Genomic DNA, 7367 nt, shown 5'->3' with positions numbered 1-7367 from the left:
ATGTACAGCATGAATGACACTGCCTGCTGCAAGGAACAACAAAGCTTTAAAGAAAGCATGAGTCATCAAATGGAATACACCGGCAACATAGCCGGCAGATCCTAATGCAAGCATCATATAGCCAAGCTGGCTGACGGTTGAAAACGCAAGAACGCGTTTGATATCAGTCTGTACAAGGCCAATTGTAGCGGCAAAGATCGCCGTGAAGGCACCAATGATAGCTACTGTCATCATGGCTGCCTCACTCGCATTGAATAACGGGAACAGCGATGCGACTAAATAAACACCCGCTGCAACCATTGTCGCTGCGTGGATTAACGCAGAAACTGGAGTTGGGCCTTCCATCGCGTCAGGAAGCCATGTGTGAAGCGGGAACTGACCTGATTTACCAACCGCCCCGATGAAAATCAGGATGGCAGTCAAGGTAATCATTGTGCCAGAAATAGCGCCCTCTTCTACTGCTGCAAAAATCTCATCATATTCGAAGCTGCCAGTTTGCCAGAATAATAAAATCATCCCAATCAGCAGCCCGACATCCCCGATACGGGTCATGATGAAGGCTTTTTTCGCAGCCGCTTTGGCGCTTTCTTTGTAAAAATAGAATCCGATCAACAGGAATGAACCTACACCGACAAGCTCCCAGAAAATATATGTCTGAAGAAGATTCGGCGAGATTACAAGACCTAACATCGCAAATGTAAATAACCCTAGATAAGCATAGAAAACCGGGATCCGCTCATCACCATGCATATACCCTTTTGAATAGGTATGTACAAGGAAGCTGACAAGAGATACAATCACCAGCATCAATGCATTTAATTGGTTTACTTCAAAGCCCGCAGTCAGTTGTAAATCCCCTATTGTCAGCCAAACGGTTTCAGCTTTAAAGGTGGACTCCGTCAAGCGCTCGAGAAGCACAAGGATGGAGTATACCAGTGAGGCAAGAGTCGCTAAAATTCCAACGAAGGCACTTGCTTCTTTGAGCTTTTTGCCGAATAGAAGAAGGAATAGAAAGGATACAAGCGGGAACAGCGGAATGAGCCAAGCATTCTCCATTAATATCACAATCCCCTTTTTTGAACGGACGTTGTCTATCATTTATACGTCCGTCAGATTGAGGCCCGTATTACACGGGGCAGTCCAGCTACAAGAAATGTTCCAAACATTAAGCAGCGGGATGTTCCGCCGCCTTCAATCCTACTTAATTTTTGAGCTGATTCATTTCATCAACATTGACCGATCTGCGGTTGCGGTAAAGAGCAATCAAAATCGCTAGTCCCACAGCTGCTTCTGCCGCTGCTACCGAGATGGCAAACAGTGCGAAAACCTGGCCTGTGATGGAAGGGTTCAACCCGTATTTACTGAAGGTTACTAGATTGATATTGACTGCATTGAGCATCAATTCAATCGAGATCAGCACGATAACTGTGTTCCGTTTAGTCAAAGCACCGTATAGTCCGATGCAAAATAGGATAAGTGCAAGTGCAAGAAAGGCTGAAACTGGAACAGAACTCATTCCTTATCCCCCTCCTTATCATCATTTCGCGCCAATACGATAGCGCCTACCAGCGCTACAAGCAGGATTACGGATGTCAGCTCAAATGGAATGATGTATTTGGAGTAAAGCGCCATTCCGATTTGTTCTGTGTTATTTTCATGCAGCGTATTCGGGACTGCTTCAAAACTCAAGTCATAAATTCCGTAATAAACAGCTGCGCCGAAGCCCAGTACGCCAAGAAGAAGCAGGAGCTTTCTCCATGGACTTGTTTTTTGCTCTTCATCGTCACTGTGGTGGCGGGTAAGCATGATTCCGAATAGCATGATGATCGTGATCGCTCCGGAATAAATCATGACCTGGATCACCGCGATGAATTCGGCTGATAACAAAATATAGATTCCTGCAATACTAACGAATGTAAAGACGAGTGCAACGACCATGTGGATGACCTTGGTAAGGTTCAATAAAAGCACGCCGCCGATTACCGCCACTAAAGCAAGTGACATAAACGCAAAAAATTCGCCTGATAACGTCATGCTTTATTCACCTTCCGTATATTCTCATCATTTTCGTCAAGCCATTCCAGGTTCTTAAATAAGTCATCCCGACTGTATTCAGCAAGCTCAAAGTTGTTCGTCATGATGATTGCTTCAGTCGGGCAAACTTCTGTGCATAGGTCACAGAGGATGCAAAGCTCGAAGTTGATATCATAAGTATCTATGATTTTTCCTTTTTTCGTTGGATCAGGATGCTTTTTACCAGTCAAATTAATGCATTCTGTCGGACAAATGTTAGCACATTGATTACAGACAATGCATTTTTCGGGATAAAACTTCTGGATGCCCCGGAACCTGTCCGGAAGCGGAATTGGTTCGTTTGGATAATCATAAGTGAGCTTGTCACGAGATAATTGTTTAAGGGTATAAGCTAATCCTTTAGTCCATCCTAGCACGTTATTCACCCCTTTTAATGCAGGAAGCAGAGGCGCTTTTTTAAAGCGAATGCTCCCATTCTTATTTTAAATATTGAAAAGTTCTTTTATCAAAGCTGTCAGGAAAATGTTTGCAAGTGCAACCGGCAATAGCACCTTCCATGCGAACTCCATCAACTGGTCTGCACGGATACGAGGGAACGTAGCCCGGAACCAGATTAGGATATACACAACAAGGCTGAACTTAAGCGAGAACCACACAGCGCCTGGGATAAAGCCCAGGAACGGAAGCGGCAGCCAGCCTCCAAGGAAAAGCACAACAATCAAGGCTGACATTGCGAACATATACACATATTCAGCAAGCATGAACATCGCCCAGCGGAAGCCAGAGTACTCGGTATGGAAACCGGCAACTAGTTCGTTTTCCGCTTCAGCAAGGTCAAATGGCACCCTGTTCAGTTCTGCAGTAGCAGCAATGAAGAAGACGATGAAAGCGATTGGCTGCCATATAATGAACCAGCCTTTACTGCCCTGTGCCTCTACGATTTCATTCAAGTTCAGGCTTCCTGAAAGCAGGACAATCCCAAGCACGCTCATGACCAGCGGAATTTCATAGGAAATCATTTGTGCCGCGGCACGCATACCGCCAAGCAAGGAGTACTTATTGTTTGATGCCCAGCCTGCCATTAACATCCCGACAATCGTCAGGCCTGAAATGGCGATATAGTATAGGAAACCAACATTCAAATCAGCAAATTGCAGTTCATCGGTCAGTGGGATGGTCGCCATTACCATGAAGGATGGGGCGAACGCAATCACCGGTGCGATAATGAACAGCGGCTTATCTGCTAATTTCGGGATTAAGTCTTCTTTTACCAAAAGCTTTAATACGTCTGCTACAGACTGCAGAAGACCCCATTTACCGCCCACGTGTGCCGGACCGTAACGTCCCTGCATAAATCCAAGCACTTTTCTCTCAGCTAAAATGGCCATTGTTACGAATCCGAGGATAACGAGCAATAGGACGACTGCCAAGAGAAAGAAAATACCAAAGTTGATCAAGCCAGGGCTATTAGTGAGAAGATCCGCAACCATTAGCCGTCTACCTCCCCAAGAACGATATCAACCGCTCCTAAAATCGCAATCAGATTTGAGATACTTTCGCCCTCTAAAAGTTTTGGAAGGATCTGCAAATTGTAGAAGCTCGGCCTTCTGAACTTGAGACGGTAAGGCTCTTTTTTGCCATCGCTGGATATGTAACAGCCGATTTCGCCTCTGGAGCCTTCGATTCGGACAAACGCTTCCCCTTTTGGAGCCTTGATGATCTTTGGAACCTTGGCCATGATTTCTCCCTCTTTCGGGAATTGTTCCAAAGCCTGTTCGATGATTTTAAGTGATTCTTCGATTTCTCCTAACCTGCAATAGTAACGGGCAAGTGCGTCCCCTTCTTCACGGGTGACAACATCAAAGTCGAAGCGATCATAAATTGAATACGGCTCATCCTTGCGCAAATCCCATTTGACGCCAGTACTGCGAAGGTTTGCCCCGCTCAAAGAATAGTTGATGGCATCTTCTTTTGTATATTTGCCGATGCCTTTTGTACGGTTAAGGAAGATTTCATTCCCCGATACAAGCTGATGGTACCCCTTCAGCTGCCCTCTTAAATAAGGGATAAACTCGGCAATCTTTTCAAGCCAGCCTTCCGGAGCATCCCATTTCACGCCGCCAACACGCATGTAGTTGAATGTCAGGCGCGCACCTGAAAGTTCATTCAGCAGATTCAGGATCATTTCGCGGTCACGGAATGCATACAGCAATGGGCTGGTAGCACCGAAGTCAAGGATGAATGTCCCCCACCATAGCAAGTGGCTGGCAACACGGTTCAATTCCATCGCAAGAACCCTTAGGTACTCAGCGCGTTCAGGAATCTGGATTCCCATCATGGTTTCTACTGCATGGACAAGTACATAGTTATTTGTCATTGCCGAAACATAATCCATTCGGTCCGTGTACGGAATGATTTGGGTATATTGAAGATTTTCCGCGAGCTTTTCCGTACCGCGGTGCAGGTAGCCGATTACCGGCTTCGCTTCAACAATAATCTCCCCGTCGATTTTAAGAACGAGGCGGAATACACCGTGCGTACTAGGGTGCTGCGGGCCCACGTTCAAGAGCATTTCTTCTGTGCGTATCACGGGCTACACCTCCACATCATACGGTTCATAGTCTTTTCTTAATGGGTGGCCGACCCAGTCTTCACCTAGCATGATGCGATGGAGGTTAGGATGGCCTTCAAATTTAATACCAAGCAAGTCGTAAGTCTCACATTCAGGCCAATCTGCACCTGCCCAAAGAGGCTGAACTGATTCGATAACCGGATGGTCACGATCCAGCTTGACCTTCAGTGCAACAATCTGCCTGTTTTTGTATGAGTATAAATGCACATACACTTCCATATGCGTTACAAAATCAGTGCCGTGAAGCTCTGATAAATAATCGAATCCCAGCAGTTCATTGTACTTCAGGAATGCAGCGACACGATGGTACGAATCTTTCTTCGCAACTAGCGTCGGCACATCCTTGGATAACGGGTTAATATAGTAATCTTCTAAAACATCCGCACCAAGGTTGTCTGAAATCACTTTTACATATTTATCAAGATATGGCTGGTTTGGAGAAGGCTTCTTCTCTTCTGCAGGTTCTGCAGCTTCGGTTTTTGCTCCGGCTGCGGATTTTGCCTTTGCGGCTGCGGCTGCTTTTGCCTTTGCGGCGGCAATCGCTTTCGCTTTTTCGTCCTGTGCTGAGCCACCAGCATCTCCGCCCATTGCTGCGGCTTTTGCTTTCGCTGCTGCGGCTGCCTTTGCTTTTGCTACTGCTGCTGCTTTTTTCTTCGCAAGGTCATCATCGTCTCCTGCTGGAGATTCTGACCCTTCACCCGCCTCGGCCTTTGCTTTCAGTTTTGCTGCTGCTGCCGCTTTTGCTTTCGCTACCGCTGCTGCCTTCTTCTTCGCTAGGTCATCATCGTCGCTTGATGGAGCTTCTATTGCTTCACCAGCTTCTGCCTTTGCTTTCAGTTTTGCAGCTGCAGCTGCCTTCGCTTTCGCTACCGCTGCTGCTTTCTTCTTCGCAAGGTCATCGTCTCCTGCTGGAGATTCTGCTGTTTCTCCTGCTTCTGCCTGGCCAGTCGCTTTCATTTTAGCGAGTGCGGCTGCCTTTGCTTTTGCTGCTGCGGCAGCTTTTTTCTTCGCGAGGTCTGCGTCATCTCCTGTTGGCTCTGCCGGAATGGCTGGCGTCTCTGACGCTAATTGCGCATCAGGTGATTCTCCTGCTGCCTGCGCATTCGCTTTCATTTTCGCCAATGCTGCTGCCTTTGCTTTTGCTGCTGCCGCAGCTTTTTTCTTCGCGAGGTCTGCGTCATCACTTGCTGCAGGTTCCTCAGCTTGTTTTTCTTCAGGTGCAGCGACTTTTTCAGCAACCTCTTTCGGATCATTTCCTTCACCAGATTGCTTTGCTGCCAGACGCTGTTTTGCGAGCTCTTTCGCTTTTTCAGCTGCTTCTCTCTTTATCTGCTCTAAATCTTTTTCCCCGCTCATCGGTTAGATCACCTTCTTCCCGGTCTTCGCCTCGTAACGGATTTTCTCTTTTAATTTATTAATCCCGTAAATGAGTGCTGCTGGGTTCGGCGGGCATCCCGGTATGTATACATCAACAGGAACGATCTGGTCGACCCCTTTTACTACTGAATAAGATTTTACGTAAGGACCTCCTGCTGTTGCGCATGATCCCATGGCAATGACCCATTTTGGTTCAGCCAGCTGATCATACAGTCTGCGCACTGTAGGAGCCATTTTTTTCGTAACTGTTCCGGACACGATCATGACATCTGATTGACGCGGCGAGTTCCGGTAAAACGTTCCGAAACGGTCAAGGTCATAGTGCGCGGAGCTGGAAGCCATCATTTCGATCGCACAGCAAGCCAGACCGAATGTCATTGGCCACATGGAGTTGCTTCGTGCCCAGCCTTTAACCTGTTCAAGTGTTGTCACGAATACATTTCTTTGGAGTTCTGCCATTTCAGCAGGTGAAAGATCATCCAATTTTAAATCCATTTTAGCACCTTCTTTTTCCACGCGTAGATGAGTCCAATGAGAAGCAATACGACAAAGATCAGCATTTCAATCAACGCAAAGATCCCTAATTTCTCATAGGCGACAGCCCATGGATACAAAAACGCTGTTTCTACATCAAAAATAACGAACATAAGGGCAAAAACATAATAACGGACGTTAAACTGAACCCTAGCATCGCTGAAAGGTTCCATCCCGCTCTCGTAGGTGGTATATTTGCGCTCATCCTGCTTGTACTTTGGACGCAGCAGCTTAGCTGCGAATAAAGCAACAACCGGAAGCAATACCCCGAGACATAGGAACACAAAGACTATCAAATAGTTATTTTGATATAGATTCAACTGTTCCATGCCCATCCCTCCAATGTTGTAAAATTTTCATACTTATCAAACTTGTAACCGATAACAATTATACCATTGTTGCAAATGTGTGTCGATAAACCTTTGAACAAACTGGCAACCTTCTTCCATGCCTTTTTCAATAGAAAAATAGGGCACAAAAATGACTTGGATTGATAGCCAGAATTAGTCGTCCACTTCCATACATAGTTGCATGGATCGGAATTTATTCTTCTTGTTTTTGACCAGGTGTTTTCTTGAGGATGGCAGCGTTCGGCTTTTCAGGAAAGTGCAGACCATAGAATAAAGCTCGAGCCGTTGCTGTAAATGTATGTAACACCTGAAAGTGGCAATCGGTTACATTTTATATTAAAACCTACATTCGCTTATTTTGTCAGTGACGTTTATCAACATTTTTGAATCTGTTACAGACGGGAAAATCTTAGAAAGTTTTTTTTAAAAAGGCTCTGTTA

9 protein-coding genes are annotated in these 7367 nt (G+C 46.0%); all 9 read right to left on the bottom strand.

The genetic code is table 11. The features are described from left to right. Positions 1 to 1056 (bottom strand): NADH-quinone oxidoreductase subunit L (locus WB217_RS09535; protein ID WP_423992851.1); only part of this gene is annotated, 1056 nt, incomplete at its 3' end. A 145-nt stretch (positions 1057 to 1201) separates the two neighbouring features. After that, positions 1202 to 1516: an NADH-quinone oxidoreductase subunit NuoK gene (nuoK, locus tag WB217_RS09530; RefSeq protein WP_335428292.1), complete on the bottom strand. Its 315-nt coding sequence runs from the start codon at positions 1514 to 1516 to the stop codon at positions 1202 to 1204. Next, complete coding sequence (locus tag WB217_RS09525) at positions 1513 to 2034, bottom strand: NADH-quinone oxidoreductase subunit J (protein ID WP_423992848.1); 522 nt, start codon at positions 2032 to 2034, stop codon at positions 1513 to 1515. The genes nuoK and WB217_RS09525 overlap by 4 nt, the downstream gene beginning before the upstream one ends. Next, entirely contained in the window at positions 2031 to 2450 is a 420-nt protein-coding gene (nuoI, locus tag WB217_RS09520) for an NADH-quinone oxidoreductase subunit NuoI (protein WP_423992846.1), read from the bottom strand. Before nuoI ends, WB217_RS09525 begins: the two co-directional genes overlap by 4 nt. A 66-nt stretch (positions 2451 to 2516) precedes the next feature. Continuing rightward, entirely contained in the window at positions 2517 to 3524 is a 1008-nt protein-coding gene (gene nuoH, locus WB217_RS09515) for an NADH-quinone oxidoreductase subunit NuoH (protein WP_423992844.1), read from the bottom strand. Continuing rightward, complete coding sequence (locus WB217_RS09510) at positions 3524 to 4624, bottom strand: NADH-quinone oxidoreductase subunit D (protein ID WP_423992842.1); 1101 nt, start codon at positions 4622 to 4624, stop codon at positions 3524 to 3526. The genes nuoH and WB217_RS09510 overlap by 1 nt, the downstream gene beginning before the upstream one ends. Positions 4625 to 4627: 3 nt before the next feature. Beyond that, positions 4628 to 6022: an NADH-quinone oxidoreductase subunit C gene (locus WB217_RS09505; RefSeq protein ID WP_423992840.1), complete on the bottom strand. Its 1395-nt coding sequence runs from the start codon at positions 6020 to 6022 to the stop codon at positions 4628 to 4630. Between the two features lie 3 nt (positions 6023 to 6025). Further along, positions 6026 to 6538, bottom strand: coding sequence for a NuoB/complex I 20 kDa subunit family protein (locus WB217_RS09500; protein WP_207501340.1), 513 nt, complete (start codon positions 6536 to 6538; stop codon positions 6026 to 6028). Continuing rightward, on the bottom strand, positions 6529 to 6906 hold the full coding sequence (locus tag WB217_RS09495; RefSeq protein ID WP_207501341.1) for an NADH-quinone oxidoreductase subunit A: 378 nt from the start codon (positions 6904 to 6906) through the stop codon (positions 6529 to 6531). Before WB217_RS09495 ends, WB217_RS09500 begins: the two co-directional genes overlap by 10 nt. Positions 6907 to 7367 lie beyond the last annotated feature (461 nt).

Origin of the sequence: Mesobacillus sp., assembly GCF_049588175.1 — a bacterium.
GTDB lineage: Bacteria > Bacillota > Bacilli > Bacillales > Cytobacillaceae > Mesobacillus.
The sequence above is the reverse complement of the archived record's forward strand: the minus strand, read 5'-3'. Positions and strand labels throughout refer to the sequence as shown.